Origin of the sequence: Arthrobacter sp. UNCCL28, assembly GCF_900102805.1 — a bacterium.
Lineage (GTDB): Bacteria > Actinomycetota > Actinomycetes > Actinomycetales > Micrococcaceae > Arthrobacter > Arthrobacter nicotinovorans_A.
This window is the reverse complement of the sequence record NZ_FMWE01000003.1, coordinates 188704-206852: the sequence shown is the minus strand read 5'-3', so window position 1 is coordinate 206852 and position 18149 is coordinate 188704. Positions and strand designations below refer to the sequence as shown.

12 protein-coding genes are annotated in these 18149 nt (G+C 62.2%); 2 read left to right on the top strand and 10 right to left on the bottom strand.

Going from position 1 to position 18149, the window contains the following annotated elements:
- Positions 1-33: 33 nt before the first annotated feature.
- The gene (locus BLQ01_RS09540) at positions 34-1497 is read left to right on the top strand and encodes an MGDG synthase family glycosyltransferase (protein WP_091551401.1); all 1464 of its coding nucleotides are present in this window, start codon (positions 34-36) and stop codon (positions 1495-1497) included.
- 21 nt (positions 1498-1518) lie between these two features.
- Here the strand turns inward: BLQ01_RS09540 and BLQ01_RS09535 are convergent, their stop codons facing one another.
- Positions 1519-3771: a beta-glucosidase gene (locus BLQ01_RS09535; protein WP_091551400.1), complete on the bottom strand. Its 2253-nt coding sequence runs from the start codon at positions 3769-3771 to the stop codon at positions 1519-1521.
- Positions 3772-3932: 161 nt separating this feature from the next.
- On the opposite strand from BLQ01_RS09535, the gene BLQ01_RS22105 reads away from it, so the two are divergent.
- Positions 3933-4115, top strand: coding sequence for a hypothetical protein (locus BLQ01_RS22105; RefSeq protein WP_139183471.1), 183 nt, complete (start codon positions 3933-3935; stop codon positions 4113-4115).
- 546 nt (positions 4116-4661) lie between these two features.
- Here the strand turns inward: BLQ01_RS22105 and BLQ01_RS09530 are convergent.
- From BLQ01_RS09530 to BLQ01_RS09490, 9 genes are all read right to left on the bottom strand, one after another.
- The gene (locus BLQ01_RS09530; protein WP_091551398.1) at positions 4662-6443 is read right to left on the bottom strand and encodes a glycoside hydrolase family 3 protein; all 1782 of its coding nucleotides are present in this window, start codon (positions 6441-6443) and stop codon (positions 4662-4664) included.
- Positions 6440-8731, bottom strand: a complete 2292-nt coding sequence (locus BLQ01_RS09525; RefSeq protein ID WP_091551396.1) for an alpha-L-rhamnosidase — start codon at positions 8729-8731, stop codon at positions 6440-6442. Before BLQ01_RS09525 ends, BLQ01_RS09530 begins: the two co-directional genes overlap by 4 nt.
- Before the next feature lie 59 nt (positions 8732-8790).
- Positions 8791-9465: a TetR/AcrR family transcriptional regulator gene (locus tag BLQ01_RS09520; protein ID WP_091551395.1), complete on the bottom strand. Its 675-nt coding sequence runs from the start codon at positions 9463-9465 to the stop codon at positions 8791-8793.
- A gap of 11 nt (positions 9466-9476) precedes the next feature.
- Positions 9477-10775 (bottom strand): MFS transporter, encoded by a 1299-nt coding sequence (locus BLQ01_RS09515; RefSeq protein ID WP_091551393.1) that lies wholly within the window; start codon positions 10773-10775, stop codon positions 9477-9479.
- A 238-nt stretch (positions 10776-11013) separates the two neighbouring features.
- On the bottom strand, positions 11014-12354 hold the full coding sequence (locus BLQ01_RS09510; RefSeq protein ID WP_091551392.1) for an MFS transporter: 1341 nt from the start codon (positions 12352-12354) through the stop codon (positions 11014-11016).
- Positions 12355-12356: 2 nt separating this feature from the next.
- Positions 12357-13583 carry a cytochrome P450 gene (locus tag BLQ01_RS09505; RefSeq protein ID WP_091551390.1) on the bottom strand — a complete coding sequence of 409 codons (1227 nt, stop codon included), beginning with the start codon at positions 13581-13583 and terminating at the stop codon, positions 12357-12359.
- Positions 13584-13612: 29 nt separating this feature from the next.
- Entirely contained in the window at positions 13613-14584 is a 972-nt protein-coding gene (locus tag BLQ01_RS09500) for a PDR/VanB family oxidoreductase (RefSeq protein WP_091551388.1), read from the bottom strand.
- A gap of 100 nt (positions 14585-14684) precedes the next feature.
- Entirely contained in the window at positions 14685-15449 is a 765-nt protein-coding gene (locus BLQ01_RS09495) for an IclR family transcriptional regulator (protein WP_091551963.1), read from the bottom strand.
- 94 nt (positions 15450-15543) lie between these two features.
- Positions 15544-18141 (bottom strand): glycoside hydrolase family 78 protein, encoded by a 2598-nt coding sequence (locus BLQ01_RS09490; protein WP_091551387.1) that lies wholly within the window; start codon positions 18139-18141, stop codon positions 15544-15546.
- Between the last annotated feature and the right edge of the window lie 8 nt (positions 18142-18149).

Below are 18149 nucleotides of genomic sequence, written 5' to 3'. Positions count from 1 at the left end.
GTCCACGGGGATACAGCCTGCTAGCCTCTCCTCATGCGCACAACGTCGGCACGAACCAAGGCCACCGCCAGCGGAGAGCGCGTACTAATCCTGTCCGCAGGCGTGGGATCAGGACACAACAGCGCTGCGGCGGCGGTGCAGCAGGCATGTGACGCACGCGATGACATCGCCGAGGTGCAGGTGCTGGACGTGCTGCAAGTGAGCAGCGTTCTCTACCGCGCTCTCCTGGGTAAGGGTTACTTCGTCCTCGTGGAAGACTTGCCGTGGCTGGTCGAGTGGGGCTACGACATCAGCAACCCGCCATTCCGGCGCCGTGGGCCCATAGATCCCTGGACGCGGGTGAACGCCGGTCCAGTTGTCAGTGCCATTAAGCGATTCCGGCCCACCGCAATTGTGTGCACACACTTCCTCCCCGCACAGCTGTTGGCCTCACTGCTTCTTCGTGGCGTGGTAGATGCGAAAACAGCTGTGGTGACAACCGACTACGACTTTCAAGGCTTGTCGCTCACGGGCGCCTTCCACAAGATCTTTGTGGCCAGGGAGGAGGGCAAAGTGGAACTGATGGCGCTCGGTCTTCCCCCCGACCGTGTAGCTGCCACTGGAATCCCGATTAACAGACAACTCAGTCCAGCGCCCGAACGCGATGCCAACAAGCCACCCATGCTGCTCATCTCGGCTGGCGCTACAGGTGGCGACTACGCACTCTCGGTGGTGCGGCAGACGATGCATATGCGCTCGGCGTTCACGGCCACGGTCGTCTGCGGACACAATGATGCGCTGCGTCAGCGCATCGAGACGCTCGTCGTGCCGGCTGGTGACCGCTACACCGTGCTCGGATTCACGACCGAAATGCCGGAGCTACTGCAGCGGGCAGATTTGTTCGTGGGTAAGCCAGGCGGGCTGTCGGCGTCGGAGTGCATGACCGCGGGGCTCCCCATGGTGCTCGTGAACCCGATCCCGGGTCAGGAGGTTCGCAACGGTGATTACCTCATGGAGCAGGGGGCGGCCGTCCGCTGCAACGCAGCTGCAACGATCGGCTGGAAGATTGATGAGGTGTTGCGCGAGCCCGGCCGTTTGCAGATGATGCAGGCGGCGGCGCTGAGAACAGGTCGCCCCGATGCCGCGGCCAACGTACTGAGCGAGCTGCTGGGCGGGCCGTCCCGTCCGCTGGTGGTAACGCGGGCAGCGCAAAGGACTATTCTTGCCGCCAGCGAGAAGCGCTTCGTCGCGACCGATCTCACGGGGCCGTCCTCCTTGGCCCGCTTGGTCGACCAAGCCTCCGGAAGCACGGTTGCGCTCCTGCAAGAGGAGGAACTGGCAGACCTGCAAAAGCGGTACACGACGCCGGAGGGAGACTTGGTCCTGCGCCCTGGCCGAGCGTCGCTGCTTCTCCATTGGGAGGAACGTCGACTGCTCCGCGCAATGCTGCGGGGCGACGACGAACTGCCAGTCCGTGCGGAAGGTCCGCTCGCGCCGTTCCGCGATCTTCCCGGATAGATGGCCGAACCCCTGACTCCTTCAGGCCAGCTTGCCGTCTGAAGCATCTTCCAGGTCAATCAAAACCTCCCTGCGCCGCAAGCGGACGGCATTCTCCCAGCTGGCTGGGCTGTGTTGGCACGCTTGCAGAGCCCACTCCCCCGAACGGGGAGACCAGCGCCGTGTGGTCGGATCGCGCTGCAAGGTGGGCCCCGCATCCAAAACGACCCGCACAGTGGTTTCCGCACCGGGCTGCAGGGTCACCTTCCGGAAGCCCAGGAGCTGAGCCACGGGTCTTCCGAGGGAAAAATTTGCGGCGTAAATTTGAACGACGGTGGATCCCTTTCGGTCACCTCTGTTTGTTACGTGCACGTCCGCATGGCCGCCTGAGTTGTCAAACGTGTGGCCAATGAGTCGGTGCTCAATGGTGGTATATCCCAGGCCGAATCCAAACGGGAACGCTGGCCTGTGCCCCTCGCAGTCGAGCAGGCGCTGACCCCACTGGTCATCATAGACAACGGCCTTTGCCGCGGAGTCGAAAAACGGTAGGTGCGCGGCGTCCGTGGGCAGTACAAAGGGCAGACGTCCTCCGGGCTCCTCATTGCCGGTCAGCACACTGGCCAGTGCTCGGCCGCCTTCCATCCCGCCGTACCAGGCGAGGAGGAGCGCTGGCACGCGGTCCCGCCATGTTTCGGTGAGGATCGCGCTGCCGCTGACAAGCACGACGACGGTCCGCGGGTTCGCGGCGGCCACCACCTTGATAAGCCGCTCGTCAGAGGGGCGGAGGTTGAGCGAGCTGCGGTCGCCGCCCCGGACGAAGCGGGAGGCCAGGTGTGCGAGTCCGATGAGCGCACGACGGAGAGGCCCCGAGCCGAACTCCCGACCGATCACACCCACGTCAACACCTCCGGTGACGACGGATTCGCCCTCATCGTGTTGGTCCAGTCCTACAACGACGATCGCCGTCTCCGCCGCGGCCGCCAGCGCTGCCGCCCGCCGCTCATTCTTGCCGGTTTCAGAAGTGATCCGCACTCCGGGAAGCGCCTCCCGCAGGCCCTGAAGCGGCGAGACAGTGGAGGGGGGCCTGACGCGGGAGGAGCCATGATCGCCGAGGTTTGCTTGTGCCGCGAGTCGTCCGATCACGGCGAGATGCCGGGTAGCAGGAGCCAACGGCAGCAGCGGCGCCGCACCGACGGCCTCGTTCTTCAGCAGGACGATCGACTCTGTGGCCACCTCGCGGGCAAGCGCCCGATGTGCCGGAGAGGCGATGACGGCGCGCGAAGGGATCACCGATTCCCGGATCGCCGCGTGCTGCACGAACGTGCGCAGAATGCGGCGTGCGGACTGCATCACTGTGGCGCGAGCCAAGCCACCGTTGCGCAGCGCGACTGGCAGCGCGCGGGCGCGAAGCAGCCTGAGCGGCATTTCCACGTCCATTCCTGCCTCGAGGCTGACCACCGCATCGTGCGTGCCGAAGACCCAGTCGCTCGTCACGAATCCAGTGAAGCCCCATTCGTGCCTCAATACGTCGGTGAGCAGGGCGCGGTTGACGTCCATGTACTGGCCCCGCACACGGTTATAAGAACTCATCACGGAGTCCGCACCGGCATCAACGACCGCTTTGAAGTGCGGTAGATACACCTCGTGCAAGGAGTGTTCGTCCACCGCCACGTCCACCTCAAAGCGCTCGTTCTCCATCGAGTTCAGCGCGAAGTGTTTGACGCACGCCATCGTGTTCACCCGCACACCTCGGGTAAGCGCCGATCCCATCCAGGCAGTGAGCACCGGTTCCTCCCCGTAGCACTCCTGGGCCCGGCCCCACGCCGGGTGGCGAAGCAGGTTCACGCAGATCGAGGCTGAGTAGTTCGCTCCCCTCGCCCTGGTTTCCAGGCCGATCGCGACACCGACGCGTTCTTCCAGCGATGGATCCCAGGTCGCTGCCCTCGCCATCGTCACCGGGAAAGCCGTTGAGGCGCCGATCACCACGCCACGGCCACCGTCACTGAATCGAATGCCCGGTATACCGAGCCGCGGGACCGCCCCCGCCACGAACGGCACCCTGTGGAGGAGTATCGGGATGAACGGGAGCACCAACCTCGGCGAATCGCCGTCGAGCAGCCCGAGCATCTCCCCGTCCGTCATCATGGTGATCAGCTGGTTCGCCGCCTCATCCGCGGTGATCTCGCCCGCCCGGACTGCCCGGACCGCGTCGTCGTACGCGCTGCGCCGCGCCGTCGCCGTCGAAAATGCCAGCTCTTGCGTTGGCGCTGCCCGTCGTCCCGCTGTCATCTTCATGTACTAAAGTCTGCACCCTTTGAGTGCCTGCGCCCGCCGCGCACCCTGTGCCCACGCACCCTCTGCCCACGCACCCTGTGCGCCGGCTGCTTGCTTATCGGCGTCATGTTGCCATGGACGCTCATCTGCATGAGTAGGTAAAGATCCACAGAGGAGAGCGAATGCCCACAGGCCGTAACAATAAAGGAGATTTAAGTGTGGACAATGTCCACACACTCTTTGGCCTGACAAAGCATCGACAAGCCAAATCCCTACAGTTCCTGAAAGAGCGCAAGCTCGAATTCTTGACGCAGGATGTCGAAGGTCATGTCGCGCTCAGTCGCCCGACCCATGAAGAAATGTAGGCCAACCAGGACCTACCGGACGAACCATGAGAGGAGTGCATAACCACAGTTCAGAGCAAGCGGAGGGCCTACCGGCCAAGACCCTGAACCCGCTCCCCCACAACTGAACAGGCGAACCGCGGCGCCTGGCACACCCCGCGGCCCATCTCAGGGGGACCTGACCACCCAGAATGTACACACGTTAAAGCAAAAACCCCCTCTGACGAGGGGGTATGCCGTGCCCGAGGTGGGACGCGAACGGGATTCCAGGCCTTGTTATTGCTGGGAAGTGGCGGCAACATGCGGTACCCGGGCCAATTCGAAAGGTCTACGAGACAGTCCGAGCTGGAACGTGTGAACATTGTCCACACTTCCTTTTTGAGCGACCGACCAACGATAACAAGGACACGAATCATCCCCTGCACGCTCACATCGAACACCTTCAAATTGGAGACGACACCGAGCATCCTGACAACACCGTCGGCCCGGCCCAACGACAGAGCGTTGGACATCTGCCGATTACACTCGGGGCCTGGAACTAGCTGCCCGGACTTCCGATCGCCGAGATCAAGCGTCTATCTCGCATACAGGAACAACCAGTCCGCCCAGACCGAAACCGTAGGCGTACAAAGGATCCCGGGTACCACCGGGCTCATCGCTGTGGGCCTCAAGGACAGCTTGAGTTGATCGGGGCAATTCAAAGGGAAGCCGGCCTTCGGGGTTTACTTCGCCAATCAGCACCCGCACGAGGGCTTGATCGGAGACTCCGAACGTGGCCAAGATTGCCGAACAGTGCGGCTCCAACGGCGTAAGGATCGCCGGGCGGTCCAGGTTGACCACGAGAACCACAGGTACTTTCGCGGCGATCCCTTCAATGTGAGCTGCTGTGGCGGCATCGAACTCAAGACTCCCGGCATGGAACATCGCCTCAAGGAACAGGTCATTGCGTAGTTCGTAAGGGGCATCGAGACGGACAATCGCGACGTCGGCGTCGTCCGGAGTCGATGCGATGAGAGCACAATCAGCGAGGGCGTCAAGGGACATCCCTTCCACGTAGACCCGCGTCGAGGAGCTCAGAGGCAGGATTCCCGTTGCACTTTTGAGGGCCACCATGGAGCGGCTTTGTGCTTTGAGGCCCTCCTCCCGGAACACGGCGTTGCCCACAATGGCCACCGCCGCTTCCTCATCCACGTAGCGGTTATCGAAGAGCCCCAGTTCGAACTTGACCTTCAGCAACCGTCGCACTGATTCGTCGATGCGCTGGATCTGGATGCGGCCTGACTTCGCCAGGGCCACGAGGATTTCGGGGCAGGCTTCTCCCCCGAACTGGTCGCAACCGGCCTCAATGGCCTTGACCATGCGGTCCTCCACGGAGAGGTCCTCAACACCCCAGGCCCTGGCGGGCAAGTTCATGCCGAACACTTCTGAATCGTGAAGGAGCCCCCAGTCCGTACACACCACACCGTCGTAGCCGAGCTCCTCGCGCAGCAGTCCGGTGACCATTTGGCGGTTAAACCCGAAGCCTACTTCCTCGATTGGCTCGCCGTGGCGCTCGAGCCCCACTGGCATTCCGTAATAGGGCATGATGGCGCTGGTTCCGGCACTGATGGCATCGCGGAAGGGCAGGAGGTGGTCCTCGAACCTGCCACCCGGATAGACCTGTTCACGCCCATACGGGAAGTGCGGGTCTTCCCCGTCTTTTTGGGGCCCGCCTCCAGGGAAATGCTTTGTCATGCACGCAACACTCTGATTGCCTACAGAACCGCCCTGGAATCCCTCGAGGTAGGCCGCGGCGAGCTGCCCTGTGAGCTCGGGATCCTGTCCGAAGCCGCTGTACTGCCGTGCCCACCGCGGTTCGGTGGCGAGGTCCACGGTGGGGTGCAAGGCTGCGCGCAGTCCAACGGCGAGGTACTCCTGGCGTGCCGTGTCAGCGAAACGCCGAACCGTTTCGGGATCCCGGAGTGCGGCCATGCCAATGGGCTCAGGCCATGCGGAGAAAAAGCCGGCCGCGAAGGACGCGCCCTGGTTCTCAGCGAAGGCATGCCGGGGATCCGTCGAGACTGTGATGGGAATGCCCAGTCTCGTCCGGGATGCCAGCTCCTGAATGGCGTTATGCCAGCGGGCCGCCGTCCGCGCATCCGGCAGTTGGTGGACGTTGAAGTGGCTCATGAAGCCCTCGCCAATCAAACCCTGGGTTCCGGAGTCTACGTCCGCCCCACCGAAAGTGATGGCGTGGAACATTTGCCCGGCCTTTTCTTCCAGGGTCATGCGTCCGAGGAGGTCTTCCACCCGCTGGTTCACCGGGAGGGATGCATCCAGGTAGGGGGCTTGCGTGGCTGTCGCTCTCATTTGCCTTCTCCTGCCAGAACGAGTCCGGCAGTGCGGAACGAATGCCTGCCTGCCCCTACTTCCTGCCGGGGCAACGTGGGTACATCAATTTCAGCCGTCGCCCCAGCCGGAACGGTAAGCGTGAATTCGTACTCTCCCCCGTCTTGGAACTGCCACTCGCCGGCCACGGTTCCGTGCGGCGTCACCAAGCTGGTCTTGGCCCAGTCGATTCCGTGCCCGGGCCTGGGTGCATAGAGAACCTTGGCATAGCCGGGCTCAAGTGGCCTGATGCCGCCCACCACCTGGTGCAGCCAATCCGCTACGGCGCCCAGCGCATAGTGATTGAAGCTGGTCATCTCGCCTTGGTTGATTGTTCCGTCGGGCAGCATTGAGTCCCAGCGTTCCCAGACAGTGGTTGCCCCCATGGTTACCGGGTAGAGCCAGGACGGGCATTGCTCCTCCAGCAGGAGGCGATACGCGTCCTCAAGGTGTCCCGATTCGGAGAGCGCCCACGTGATGAAGGGAGTTCCAGCGAAACCGGTGGACACCCGGTATCCATTGCGGGAGACGAGTTCAGAGAGGCGGTTCCCTGCGAACGTTCGGTCATCACCGCCGTCGAGTACTTCAAAGGCAAGGGCCAGGGCGTAAACGGTAGTGCAGTCGCTGAGGATGGTGCCGTCCGGGCCAACGTAATGGGTGTTGAAGGCGGCGCGAACCCGGTCCGCTAGGTCACTGAAGTGCTTCGCGTCCTCAGTGTGGCCCAGGATCGACGCTGTCTCCGACGTGACCCGGGCGGTGCGGTAGAGGCAGGCGGTGGCTACGACGCCGTTATCCGCTTTGGAATTCCACGGCTGATCGGGTGCGGCGTCGGGATCCAGCCAATCGCCGAACTGGAAACCTTGGTCCCACAAACCGTTGTCGGAGAGCAAGCCCTCCACTCGCCGGGTGTGGGCCGTCATGGATTCGTACTGTCGGCGAAGCACTTCCTTGTCTCCATAGGCTTCCCATAGTGCCCAGGGAACCCATACGGCGGCTTCACTCCATAGGGCCGTGGATTCGGGTGCCGGGAATTCTTTGGGGTGTTCCTCATATTTGAGGATGTCCGGCACGGTGAACGGGACCATCCCGTCGGCAGCTTTCTGCTCGGCTGCGAGGTCCCGGAGCCAGTCCTGCAGGAAGTCCTTGACGTCGTACAGGTAGGCCGCCGTTGGCGTGAACACTGCGATGTCTCCAGTCCAGCCGAGCCGCTCGTTGCGTTGCGGGCAATCCGTGGGCAGGTCCAGGAAGTTGCCCTTCAAGCCCCAAACGATATTCCGGTGCAGCTGGTTCACCAGTGGATTGGAGCATTCGAACGTGCCGGTCCGCTCCAACGCGGAATGCACGACGACGGCCTCCACAGCATCCACTGTCAACTCACCTGGCCAGCCACTCACCTCGGCATAGCGAAAGCCGTGGAAGGTGAACGTCGGCTCAAAGAAGTCCTGCCCACCGGAAAGAATGAGGCTGTCCGTGGCCTGCGCCGTCCGTAGTGGACGGACGCCAAGTTCACCGTCCTCGAGCACTTCGGCGTGGCGCACGGAAACAATGTCACCGCGGGCGCCCTGCACCGTAAACCGGAGCCATCCAACCAAGTTCTGTCCAAAGTCCACGAGTGTCTTGCCGCTGGGGGAAGTGAAAATATCCACGGGCTTAAGGACTTCATTGCGGACCACTGGCGGGCTGATCGGCTCTGCAAGGCGAGCGGTTTCAAACTCCAGAGCATGGACCCCACCCCAGGACTTCGCATCAAAACCGGACTTGGTCCAGGCGTCAGTGGCGAGCCTGGCGTCAATGGTTTGCCCGTTATAGAGGTCGTTGGCGAGGGTGGCCGAGGGGCCGGACTGCCAGGACGTATCAGTGCTGATGGTCTGGATGAAGCCATCGGCGTACTCGATGACCAGCTGGCCGAAGAAGCCCAATTCCGATCCGTAAAATGCTGAGTTGCCGTTCCAGGACAAGTTGCCCCGGTACCAGCCATTGCCAAGGGCGGCGCCGATAACATTGTCGGGTTCCAGCAGATGGGTGACGTCGTAGCTGCGGTAACGGAGCCGCCACTCGTAGGCACTCCAGCCGGGGCTCAGGACATCTTCGCCCACCCGACGGCCGTTGATGGAGGCCTCGAAAACGCCGAAGGACGTCGCGCGAAGGATCGCCTTGACCGGTAAGCCGTGGCCGTCTGCCAAGGGGAATTCTTTCCGCAGCAGCGGTGCTCCATTGAAGTCCTCGTTGGGCGCAATCATCGTCGCGGACCACGGGAGTAGTGCTGTCATGAGCTTCTTTCTCTAATGCGTGAGGAGTAGGTGGCCGGCAGGACGGGCGGGCGACGACGTCAGTCCCCGAGCCCGCGGCCGTCAGTGGTGACTGACCGCGAAAGCCGGTCAAGGTAGTTAAAGACAGTGCTGTGCAACGAGGTGTTCGCTTTATCCAAGGCCCACTGGATGGTGAATCCATCCACGACTGCCAGGATTTCAGCGGCGACCTGACGCACATCGGTGCCTTCTCGAAGGGTTCCAGCAGTGATCATCGGCGCCATAAAACCGGAACTTGCGTCGACGATGCTTTTGTATCGCCGCTGGAAGTAATCGTGTGCGGGATGTTCCTCGTTGGACGATTCAGCTGCCAGCACGCTGAACATTTGAGTCAGTCCCGGCTGGCTTTCGTTGAATGCCGTTTGGGCAGCCACTTGTCCGAAGTACCTGACCGGATCATTGTCGAAGTCTTCCGCGTAGAAGGCGCTGAATGCCCGCTGGTCACGCAGTTCAAGAACTGCTGAGAGGAGTTCTTCCTTGCTGCTGAAATGGTGCATGAGACCGGCCTTGGTCAGCCCCACATCGGCAGCGATCCTTGGCATGGAAGAGTTGAAGTATCCCCACTGGGCAAAGTGCTCAATAGCCGATTCAAGGATGGCCTGGCGCCGCGCATCGGCTGCCTTGTACGGACCAGTCCGGCGAACGCGCTTGGGGCGCTCAGTGGACTTCTGGCTTACCTCGGTGTGCATCGTCATAACTTAGCCCCCTAGCCTGCCACGTTCTGCCGTGCGTCCTGGGTGACCGTCACGCCGTCGTCACCCTTAAGGAAGGTGCGCATCCGGAAGATCCAGAAGATACCGATCAGATACGCCGCGCCGGAGGTGATGATCAAGAAGACAAAGAGCAGCGCAGGGCCTGCGGAGATGATCAGCGGGGTCACCAAGGCAGCCGCGGCCGCAACGAGGCGGGCGAAGGCGATGGTGATGCCTTGCGCCGTGCTTCGGTGGCTGGTGGGGAACAGCTCCTGTGACCAGATCTTGTACATCGGTTCGCCGGCGATGGCACCGCCCAGAGCACCCAGCACGCCCATAATCACCAGTGTCACGGCGGTGACTCCGAAGACCAGCGGCACTGCCAACCCCGCAAGGGCGAGGATGGCCGCGATGATAAACGAACGGTGACGCTTTGAGGTATCCACGATTTTCATCATGACGAACAGGCCTCCCACGCTGAGCAGGAGAATGCCAAGGCCCAACATCGAGGCCGTGGCAACATCGGTGCCGGCTACATTTACGAAGAGGTAAGTGGAGAACTGGCCGTTGGTGTTGGCCGCGATATTGACCAGGGCGTAGAAGAGGCCAGTGGCTGCCAGAGGTGCCAGGAGCTTGGGTGCGAAGAGCGCACGCAAGGATCGCAGATCCACGCGCTCCTCATCGACTGCGTCAATAGCTCCAGGACGATTGTGTGCTTCGATCCAGAGGGGCGATTCCTTGATCCCCCACCGCAGCGCGACCGCGAGCAATGCAACCACCGCCAAATGGCCATAGATGATTTGAGCACCGAGAACCCCTGCGTTACCGAAGAAGATGCTGATGATAATGACGCCCAGAATGCCCGCCATCCAGAGCACATGGGTGAAGGTCACCATCTTTCCGCGCTTATCCTCCGGCGCCGATTCGGCAATCATGGCCATCGAAACAGGGAGATCCGCACCGGCCGCGAACCCGAGCACGGCCAAACCGACATAGAGGACTGCAACGCTCGGGAAAAGCATGAGAGCCAGCGCGGCCACGATGAAAATGCTCAACGTGGCGAGGAAAACACGACGACGACCCAACCTGTCACCCAGACGCCCACCTATCAGGGCACCGCCGGCGATCATGACGGTCAGGAGCGCTGATAGCTGTCCGATCTGGCCGGGCGTCAAACCTAGAGGACCTTGAAGGATCACCAGAGCGGTGCCTGTGCCTGCGATGGCTCCGGCGTCAACGTAGGAGGCAAGGCCTGAGGCAAACGCAACCCGCCACCCGTGGCGGGTTGCGGCCCGTTGGTCAAGGGTATTCATGGGACTCTCCTTTGAATCACAAAGTGTTGTGGGGAGCAGGACACTTTTGAATCGTTTCGATCCTGCTTTCAAAGAAGCCTAGCAAGTTAAAAACCTACCCACAAGAGGGTATTTAGCTGTAGTCCGCAAATTCAGCGCGGTCTATGCGAAAGCCTTCGGCCTTAGGTGTGGCCTCCATCCCCGCAGCGTTCGACGTCGGTACTGAGGTAAGTGCCGACGTCGAACTCGTTCGGGCTGCTTAGCCCACACTCACCGTCTCACTATCCCGCTCCCCTACCGGCTTACGGGAGGTGAGTGACCAGATGGACGCCATCGCCAGGGTCGACAGCACCAAGGGAATGCCGAAGAGGATGAAGACATTTTCGGCCTTCCACCCGCCGGCCAGCAGATAGCCCACAAGGATGGGTGAAACGATCGAGACGAGTCGTCCGATGCCCACCATCCAACCGATGCCCGCTCCGCGCAGAGCGGCCGGGAACAGGGTGGGCGTAGTGGCGTAGAACCCGGCAACGTTGGCAGAGGTGACCACGCCGAGAACTGCACCGATGACGATGGCCAGTGATGTTTGGTTGAACGTCATCCCGAAAAGTACGTAGATCAGGGCGGAGACCAACAGAGATCCCAGCAGCAGGTGCCGACTGCGGAGGAAGACAGCCAGGATGCTGAAGATGAAGCATCCGATAATGCCACCGAAGTTGACCACCAGCCCCATGGTCACGCCCAGGCTGTCGTCGCCCGATGATGTTGCAATAAGCTTGGGCGTCCACGTGCTGGCGAAATAGTAGGCCGCGATCATCAGGCCGTAACCTGTCCATAGCAGGAGCGATTGGATGGCCATTCGCCCGGCAAACAGGTCTCTGATTCCGCGCTGTGCCGACTGTTCCTCAGGCAGGTCAGGGAGCGCGTCCAGCGGCGTCCTGCGCATTTGCAGGAGAAGGGCATTTATCCGTGCCAGCGCGTTGGGCGGGCGCTTGCCGACTAAATACTCCAGCGATTCGGGGAGGAAACGCCAGGTCACCGCAAGCATGATGATGCTGGCTGCGGCCCCGACGGCGAACACAGAGCGCCAGCCAAAGTGTGGAATCAGCGGGCCCGCAATGAAACCGCCGAGAGTCGCGCCGATGGCGAACCCTGAAGTGAACAACCCGAAAATACTTCCGCGGCGTTTATCCGACGAGTACTCCGAGACGAACACGTTCAAGTTGGCGATCATGCCGCCGATGCCCAGGCCGGCCAGCACCCGGTAGGCCATGAGTTGGATGACGTCGCCGGCGAAGACTGAGAGGACCATGCCCGTGCTCACGAGGATCAGTGCCACCAGCATCATTCGGCGTCGGCCGATCTTGTCAGAAAACGGTGTGAGAATCAGTGAGCCGGCTGCCATACCCACCAGACCGGAGCTGAGCAGGAAACCAAGCGTGACGGGGTCCAGGCTCCACGCTTTGGACAGCGCCGGCGCAGCGTAAGCGGCCACCGCAACATCCATGCCGTCGATGAGCATCAGGGCGATTGCTACCGCAACTGCCCGGACTTGCAGCCTGCTCATTGGGGATGAGCGAAGGTCTTTGAGAATGTCCATGTTTACTTCCTTGTAAAGGTGGGACTGGTCTTCACGCGCACGGGCAAGGATTGCCACGCCCGCAGCGTGTTGTTGTGGTGCCTGCGTGTGGGGCCGGAGATTTCGATGGTTTCGATCCTTCGAGCGAGCACTTCGAGGAGGGTGGACGCTTCGAGCCTGGCAATGTGTTGGCCGACGCACTGGTGGATCCCAAAACCGAACCCCACGTGTCCGGAGGGATCCCGGTTCAGGTCGAAGGTGTCCGGATTGTCCCAGCGCCGAGGATCCCGGTTGGCTGATCCCAAAAACATGAGAATCTTCCTGCCCTCGGGGATGAGCGTCCCGCCCACCTCGATATCCCGCGTGGTGGTCCGGAAGAAGGTCTGGACCGGTGACTCGAAGCGGACTGCTTCGTCAAAGGCCGTACGTGACAGCGCGGAGTTTTCGCGAAGCCGGGACCATTGGTCAGGGTTCGTGGCAAACGCGTAAAGAACAGCGGCCAGGCCATTAACAGTGGTGTCCACGCCGGCGGTGAGCAGCGACCGGACAATCAACGGAGCCTGCGCCTCGGTGATGTCCCCACGATCGGCCGCGGCCCAGATTTGGGCACCGAGTCCGTCCGTGGTCAGCACCTCCCGAGCACACTGCGAGGCGATCGAAGCGGACAGCTCGGGCACCCTCGGTGTTCCCTTGGCCACGAGCTCGTTGGGCGGGCCAAAGGCATTGAATACGTGGTCCCCGTACGGCAGCAGGTTCTCTCGTCCGGTCTGGGGGATGCCCACAGCATCGGGAAAGACACGAAGCGGGAAAGCCGCAGCCAAGTCCGCGACGGCGTCGAACTCCGGGCCACGGGACAGGACCTGGTCCACCAGCTCTTCCGCATCGGCTGTCCAGGATTCCGCCAGTTTGCGGATCTCCCGGGGCCCTAGAATCTTGGTCAGCACGGCACGTGGCGCGTCATGGTGGGGCGGGTCAGCTTCGAGAAGAAGGCTCGGTGGTCGCCATGGCATTTCCTTCCTGAAGTTACTGAGGCCCACACCGGCTGCGGACTGGAATGTTTGCCAGTCGGTCAGCGCGGCCTGCACTTCCCCGTACCGGCCCATGGCGTAGACGTCGTATTTGTTGAGATAGACCACAGGGCCGGCAGCCCGGAGATCTGACTGGAACGGGAGTGGATTTTCCAACACATCCCGGCTGAACGGATCGACGTCCGTGCAGGGGGTTTTGGGGTCGCTGATGATGGTTGTCATGGGTGGGTCCTTCGTGAGATGTGCCGGGGCTAAACGTCAAGAACGAGGCGGTCCCCGCAGGAGCGTGAGACGCAAGGAAACATGCAGTTTCCCGCGGCCCGATCCGCGTCGCCAAGAATGGAGTCGCGGTGGTCTGGTTGGCCGTCAAGGACTGTGACTTCGCAGGTTCCGCACGTGCCTTCCCTGCACGAGGTCAACATCCGCACGCCGGCTCTCTGGATCGCTTCAAGGACGCTTACCTCCGGTTGAACGGTGACGGTGACCCCTGCGCGGGCCAGCTCGACGTCGAAAGAAGCGTCTCTGATGGGGGCGCCGTGCGGCTTCGCGGCGAAGTGTTCAAGGCGCAGGAGGCCGGGCTGCCAGTCAGCGCAGTGGCGTTCGACGGCGGCAAGGAGCCTCTGCGGCCCGCAGACGTACACCTTGGTGTCGGCTTCGGATCCCCCGATGAGATCCGATACGCTACAGGGTCCTGCTTGGTCCTTGGGCATGATCATGACGCGATCACCATAGGCCGCGAGCTCGTCCAGGAATGCCATAGTGCGCCGTGACCGTCCAAAGTACAGCAGCTTCCAGTCCACCCCCATCATGTGAGCCTGCTGGATCATGGGCAACAGGGGTGTGATTCCGATGCCTCCGGCGATGAAGACGTACTTTTCGGACGGCACGAGGCGGAAGTTGTTACGGGGCCCGCCAAGGGCGAGTGTCATGCCCTCCCTAAGTTCATGATGGATGAAGTCCGATCCGCCGCGTCCGTCCCTCTCATGGAGGACAGCAATGCGGTAGGTGTGGGCATCCCATCGGTCTCCGCAAAGGGAGTACTGGCGGTTGATGCCGGAAGGCAGTACCAGGTCTATGTGCGATCCGGGCGTCCAGTCGGGCAATCTGCGCCCTGCCGGGTGAGCCAGGTTCAGGGACACTACTCCATCTGCAACGTGCTTCTTCGCAGTGACTACCAACCTCGTCTGCAAGGCGTATGAATCGGAATTCTCTTCGGTGAACATTCAGCTCCTTTGCTCGCGTTGTTCTCCGTAAAGACTCGCTTTCAGCCGTCCGTCGCCACCATGGAATTCTCAATGGTTGAGAACACTTTTGAGAGGTGCGTCACCTCGGAGGCGGTGCGGGATACTCCATCGAACGGGCCACAGCTGCCGACGCAGCCTGCAGTACGGCAATGCGGGACTTCGCAATGGCGTCATTCGGCACAATGACAGCCAACGACGCCACCACGTTGCCCAAGGGATCCCTGACCGGAACGGCCGCACCGGCAGCGGCCGGGTGAAGGTGCCCCGCCAGAAAAGCGAACCCATTCCGGCGCACCTCGGCAAGGACAGACCTGAGTTGCTGCGGAGTGCTGATGGTCTGGTCGGTGAACACCTCAAGAGGCCTGGCAATGATTCGTTCCTGCTGGGCCGCCGGAGCATAAGCCAACAACAGAAGGCCCGACGAGGAAGCATGCAAGGGCAAGCGGCCTGCAACGCGGGTGTAATTGATGACAGCCCCGGGAGCTGTCAGCCGTTCAACGAAGAGCACTTCATCGCCCTCCATGACGCCCAGCTGGATGTGCTGGCCGACGATCGAGTGCAGATCTTCCATGACCGGCATCGCCGCTTCCCTGAGGCTCAGCGTCGGTGAAGCACGGGAAGCCAACTCCCACATCCGGACGCCGATCCGAACCTTCCGGTCCTCGTCGCGCTGGAGCCACCCAAACCCGCCGAGTTCCTCTACAAGCCGTGAGGCTGTGGCGATATGCAGCCCCGAACGACGGGAAATCTCTGTAACGGTCAACGCAGTATCACCGGGCCCGAAGGCTTCAATGATCCGGACGGCGCGGGAGAGGACAGACTCTCCACCTTGAGTACGGGACATGGCCCTACCCTCCGTGATTTTCGAGATCAACTCAACGTCTACAGCCACGTCGCCGGGCAAGGGAACTCCTCTGCCCGGCGCTTCATGTCAATCCCTAGGAAACCAGCTGCGCCGCGAATTCGTGACGGCCCGACCCAACGTCCAGCGGGTCCTGCCCTGGCAGCTCGACGCGCGCCGTCGTCCCGGTGGGAATCTCAACGACGACGGTGAGGTCGCCGTCGTCGATCCGCCACTGCACCGAAGCGGTACCGTACGGCGTCTCATGCCGGGCTGAGGCCCAGCTGAGGCCACCTCCTGGCTGCGGCTTGACGAGGATTTTACGGTATCCGGGTTCCAGGGGTGCGAGGCCTGCGACCACGCGGTGCATCCAGTCAGCCACGGCGCCCACAGCGTAGTGGTTGAAGGACGTCATTTCGCCGGGGTTGATGGAACCGTCCGGGAGCATCGAGTCCCAGCGCTCCCAGATGGTAGTTCCGCCCTGACCCACGGCGTAGAGCCACGAGGGGCATTCTTTTTCCAGCAGCAGATCGTAAGCGGCGTCGATTTCACCCGAAAGCGTGAGCGCGTCAGCGACCACGGGAGTGCCGGCAAATCCTGTGCCGATCCGGTTTCCGTTCGCCCGGACAAGCTCGGCCAGGCGGGAGCCCGCACGTGCTTTCGAAGCAGCATCAGGGAAGAGATCGAACACCAGCGCGAGTGCGTAAGCCGTCTGCGCGTCGCTGCTCATGATGCCGTCCGGTTGGATGTACTCGCGGGCAAACGCCGCTGCCACGTCGCTGGACAAGGTAAGGTAGCGCAATTCGTCGTCGGAATTGCCCAAAACTCCAGCCGACTTCGCGAGGTGCCGTGCGGACCATGCGAAGTAGGCCGTTGCTACCAGATGCGGATCAGTCATTGCTTGGGTGGGGTCTTCCGGCGGCGCGGTGGGATCGAGCCAGTCGCCCAGTTGGAAGCTGCCGTTCCAGAGGTGGCTTTCGCCCGCCAGCCGGTCCACCAGGTCCACCCATGCCTTGGCGCTCTCATACTGCTCAGCCAGAATTCCGGGGTCGTTGAATCGCTCGTGAAGGGTCCAGGGCGTCAGTACCGCAACGTCTCCCCACACCGCTCCCGGGCGGATGGGCGTCCAGTAGTTGCCTCCGGGAATGACGGGAACGTACCAGGGTACAGTGCCGTCCGGCAGCTGTTCGGCAGCTACGTCCTTCAGCCATGATGACAGCATGCCGGAGCAGTCGTAGAGGAAACTGGCCGTCGGCGCGAATACTTGGATGTCGCCGGTCCACCCGAGTCGTTCGTCGCGTTGGGGGCAATCAGTGGGGATGTCCACGAAGTTCCCTTTCATGCTCCACAGCACGTTCTCATGCAAGCGGTTCAGGTCCGGGTTTGAAGACTCAAACCAGCCTGTTCGCTCCATGTCGGTGTGGTACACCCGGGCTGTGACGTTTTCGGCGATGTGCCCGCCCACCCACCCTGTGATCTCGGCATACCGGAAGCCGTGAATCGTGAATCGAGGCTCCCAGGTTTCTTCTCCGGTTCCGGCCAGGGTGTAGTGGTCCGTGGAGTCCGCGCCGCGCAGTGGGCGCGTGTACAGCTCGCCGTCCTGCAGAACCTCAGCGTGGCGGAGAGTGACCGTCGAACCGGCCTCGCCAACTACCGTGATGCGGAGCCGGCCCACGAGGTTCTGGCCGAAGTCCAGCAACGTCTTTCCCGCTGGCGAGGTCCACACCCGAACCGGACGGACTTCGTCAGTGCACCGGACCGGCGGACCTTCCGGTGCCACCAGCGTCCTTGGATCGCGTTCGACGCCGGACACCCGCTCCCAGCCGCAGTCATCGAACGCCGGGCTGCTCCAGCCGGCTGGCAGTTCACGGGCATCATAGCTTTCGCCCTTGTACAAGCTGGAAAGAAGGATAGGCCCGAAAGAGGCTTTCCAGCTTTCGTCAGTACCCACCACGGTGACCGAGCCGTCGTCGTGCGTGATGTGGAGTTGAGCCAACAGCGCCACTTTGTCACCGTAGAGGTTGGCGTAGCCACCCTTAAAGCCGATACGACCCCTGTACCAACCATCCGCAAGGAACGCCCCGATCGCGTTGTCGCCGTCGGCCACATGCTGCGTGACGTCGTAGGTGTAGTAGCGGAGCCTCTGGCCGTAGACTGTCCAGCCCGGCGACAACGCGTCGTCGCCCACGCGCACTCCATTGATTTCCACCTCGTAGAGCCCATGAGCCGTGACGTACAGCCTTGCCGCGGCCACTGGCCGGTCCACGGTGAATCCGCGACGCAGCAGGGGTGGCCTCCGATCCGCTTCCGGATCTTCATCCCACGCTGGGGTGATGGCTCTGGCCGTCCAGTCCTCTGGCTCCAAAAGGCCGGTTTCGACGGCGGATGGCTGGCTCCAGTCGCTGGGCTCCACGTCCCCGTTGCCCCAGACGCGGACACTGACCTCTGCACGCTCCGCAGACGTCAACGGCGCTGCCTCCCATGGAACGAGCACTGACTCCGTGGATTCGGTCCGGCTGCTGGTCCAGGTGCCCCTGGTTGTGGTGACGGACACTTGGTAAGCCTCCTGGATCCAGCAGGGTTCGGCGCTGGTTTTCCACGAGATTCGGGGGGCTGCCAGTCCTATCCCCAGGGTGCCGTTTTCAAGCGTTGGGGGCAGGTGTTCGAACGTTGCCGGGTGCACGATGGCAGGCATTAGGGAAG